Below are 4139 nucleotides of genomic sequence, written 5' to 3' on the forward strand. Positions count from 1 at the left end.
GATTACATCGAAATGTTTTATAACAGTAAGCGTCGGCATGGTTCGAGTGATCAGATGCCACCGACGGAATATGAAAATCAATATTATCAACGACTCAGAAGGGCCTGGCTTATCCGTGGCGATTCAGAAAACCATCGCCTGACGCTTTCACCGCCATGATACTGAGGTCGTGCCATGAAGGTAAATCCTGCCCACGCTGGGGCCGATAATATATCCGGAAAAGAGTATTTCCCGACGACATGATCCGATTGTTCTCAGCCAGAACTGGTGTAGCCAGTTCTAATATCGGTAAGGCGCTGCCAGCCAGGATAGACTGTGTGCCGGAATTCAGACGGCTATAAAAAGGCGGCACATGAGACGGCGATTCAATTTGGTTTAGCCAGGAGACCTGGTTGCGGATGACAACGATGTGTGCAGATACCTGTAAACCCGTCAAGAGTTATTAACGTTACTGGTTTGGTTCCGGAAGAAACAATGCGGGTCTGGCTTGAGGATAACAGCTAAATAATTGCGTCTGATACCTCCAACTTGTCATTTATTGCCCTGTATAGAGCAAAATATAGCGCGTCTGGCGAAATGCAGTTTAGTGGATAAAACAACCCCAATCCGCTGTCCGGTAAGGACCGGGGAAAAATGTAGTACAATTGCGCGTACCCATTTACTTCAGCATCCTACCAGATAGTCCATCAAAATGGGAATGATATGTAAGGGGATAACGAAGCAACGGATAGGGTATTGCAACGTTCATCACAGGGAAAACTTGTCCATATGGCAATTGGTAGGGCATAACGATCAACAACATAAAAAACGGAATATTATTCTGTGTTAAGCTATTTACACAAAAAAATCTATTTGATAACATTAACAATGTAAATTACTTCTTAATTTTAATGTCAGACAACTATTAAATCGCAAACAAAATAATCAGATAAGAATCCATATATCAAGGAATGATTGTATTACATGACAACTTCATAAAAGTTTACCTCTGTGGTTTTTCATCATAAAAATTGGTTGTCATTAAAAATGACACCATATTAAATTAGCCCTCGACAATATTAATAAAATAAAAGATCAGAGATTACACTCTCATGATTATGCGTTATCACGCCCCTAATTAACAATCAAAAAATTAGAAAATGCCCTCAACCAAATAAGGGCAAAGGGATATCCACGAATCTATATTCATTTATCTGAAAAGAAGATGCGGTAAAGCCGTGGCAAGGAGAATGCAGCATGAAGAAAGCAATCTGTTATTTTATAATTCCTTTGTTGTTTTTATTATATGCCATAATATGTTTCCCTCAGCCCATTAAAATGGATGAACAGACTATTGCACAGTCTTCTGCAGAGCTGGCTCAGGTACTGCAAAGTAAGGAAAGTACCGAAAACACTAAACGACTATTGGCCAGTAAAATAGCGACACATACCATTGATGAATTAAACAATTCATTGCAACGTTTCGGCAGTGTGCAGGCACAACTTAGTATTGATGACAAGTTTTCACTGCATGAATCATCCCTTGATGTGCTTTTCCCTTTCTATAATTCGCAAAAAAATTTGCTATTTACTCAATGGGGTGGCAGGCAAAATGACAAGCGTATCATAACAAATGTGGGGGTGGGCCACAGACATTTTACTGATCATGGCTGGATGTTTGGTTATAATGCCTTTTACGATGTCGACTGGCATAACAATAATCGTCGTTACGGTATCGGGTTTGAATCCTGGCGAGATTACCTGAAAATAACGGCCAATGGCTATAAACGTCTTTCAGACTGGCGGAATTCACCAAATATAAAAGACTATCAAGAGCGCCCTTCTGATGGCTGGGATGCCCGTATTGAAGGCTGGTTACCCGCTTTCCCGCAATTGGGTGGTAAACTTATTTACGAAAAATATTATGGTGATAATGTCGCCTTATTGGATAAATCCACCCTGCAAAAAAACCCATCCGCCATTACTGCCGGGATTACCTACACCCCTTTCCCATTGTTGACTGCAGGTATCGATTATCGACGGGGCAAAAGCGGCATTGATGATGTCCGTTTTAACGTTAGTCTCACTCACCGACTTGGTGAATCGCTCAAACAACAATTAACCAGCGGAAGCGGCGCAATAAATCGCTCTCTTGCATCGAACCGGCTTGAACTGGTGAGCCGCAATAATGCCGTTGTGCTTGATTATCGTAAACAGACCATCATTACGCTGCAATTTCCTCCCACAATCCAGGGCGAGGAATTAACCACTATTACGATCAGCCCACAAGTAAAAGCAAAATATGGCCTGTCCCGAATATCCCTTGATGATACAGAACTCCGTCAGGCCGGAGGGGGAGTCATCAGTAATACCCCACAACAGCTCACACTTCAGCTACCCGCATGGTCTGAACAACAACAGTCTGTTTCACTCTCTGGCAGAGCATGGGATACACATGGTAATGCCTCAGAAATTGCTTATACCCGAATTATAGTTAATCGCCCAATAAAACAACGGCTATCACTGACTACAGATAAAACAACGGCAATTGCCAACGGGCAGGACATAATCCATTACACACTGACAGTGACGGATAGTGAAGGTAAGCCCGTATCCGGCCAGGCTGTTAGCTGGCAAAATTCGGAAGGCATATTGCAAAGTGATACCATAACAAACGAAACAGGAACCGCGAAAGCGCGGCTAAGCAGTAACACCCCCGGCGTCATTCAGGTTAGTGCAACAAGTGCCAATCAGTCAGTAACATCTCCTGACGTCAAATTTATGCCTGTAACGAATACCCTCACCCTGCTGGCTGACAAAACATGGGTCAAAGCTGACGGTGCAGATCAAGTCAACTATACCCTGACGCTCAAAAATATGGCAGGCCAGCCAGTAATGGGTAACGTTATCAAGTGGAGTACCAACTTAGGTACATTGACGGCCGCTCAGACACTCACCGACAGCAAAGGAGAAGCCAGCGTTAGCTTAACCAGCCTGCATGAGGGTACAGCAATAGTGAACGCTATTGTAGATGACCAGAAACTGGCAGCTCTGCCGGTAAATTTTACCAGAATCATTCGGGGTGAAGTCAGAGTAGAGCAAACCAGGGTTTATCCAAAAACCACACAGACCATCACATTAACCATAACCGATGCTGCAGGTTCTCCCATCACCGGTGAGTCAGTTCGCTGGCATACAGGTTCCGGTATATTGAAGCAATCACAGAATACGACAGACAGTTCCGGGCGTAGTGTGGCTGTATGGGAGAGCGATCAGCCAGGTAGCACAATTATTAAGGCGGAGGTCAATGGGCAATACTTTTCTTCGCCGCAGATAACCACTCTATCGGCACTGGCGGTTACTTCCATCATTGGTATTGATGCTACAGGTGCTGAAGGAAAAAATTTTGGCACACGCATACCCAACAATACCTGGCATGGCGCAAAATTTAAAATAAATACAACAAATGCCGCAGGCACAGTCACCTGGCAGGCCTCGTCTTCTGCTGTTTCTGTTGATAAAAATGTTGTCACCGTTATCAACAACCCTCGTGGGGTTACACTTACAGGGACAGACACGCATGGCCAGAAGATAAAATTGAAGATGGGTAATAACTGGTTTGCGCAAACTGCTATCGCCCAGGGCTGGCTAAATATAGACATACAGGGATCTGCAATCCGTACCTGTAAAACCCAGGGGGCCAGTTTTGCAAATAAAGGACAATTGCAAAGCCTGATATATGAATGGAACGACTTGCATAAGTATCCTGGCTGGACATCTCTTGCTCATAACTGGTTATTCAGCAGTACAACTATAACCATTAATATAACACGGTATGTTGCATTCTTCGTTCCATCCCAAACAACCGGTGATTTTTCAGTGCCTTATGGCTATTATGCCTGTATAAGTAATTAACATAAATGAAAGAACCCAGGAGAGGCCAGGCCTCTCCTGGGATACCCGTGGTGTCAGGGACAATGGCGTAAAAAAGATACACCAGTGAAATAACTAATTGGTAAGAGTACCGTATTCCCTGAATCGCCACGGATAAGCCAGGCCCTTCTGAGTCGTTGATAATATTGATTTTCATATTCCGTCGGTGGCATCTGATCACTCGAACCATGCCGACGCTTACTGTTATAAAACATTTCGATGTAATC

1 protein-coding gene and 1 pseudogene are annotated in these 4139 nt (G+C 43.7%); one reads left to right on the plus strand and one right to left on the minus strand.

Annotated features, from left to right (window positions below; translation table 11 throughout):
- The first annotated feature begins 1236 nt into the window (after positions 1-1236).
- Entirely contained in the window at positions 1237-3894 is a 2658-nt protein-coding gene (locus tag ACTU3N_RS14705; protein WP_443086883.1) for an inverse autotransporter beta domain-containing protein, read from the plus strand.
- Positions 3895-4043: 149 nt separating this feature from the next.
- Here ACTU3N_RS14705 and ACTU3N_RS14710 read toward each other — a convergent pair.
- Positions 4044-4139, minus strand: a pseudogene (locus ACTU3N_RS14710) (IS3 family transposase); the annotation flags it as partial.

It is taken from the genome of Vagococcus sp. WN89Y, assembly GCF_052220145.1.
Lineage (GTDB): Bacteria > Pseudomonadota > Gammaproteobacteria > Enterobacterales > Enterobacteriaceae > Kosakonia.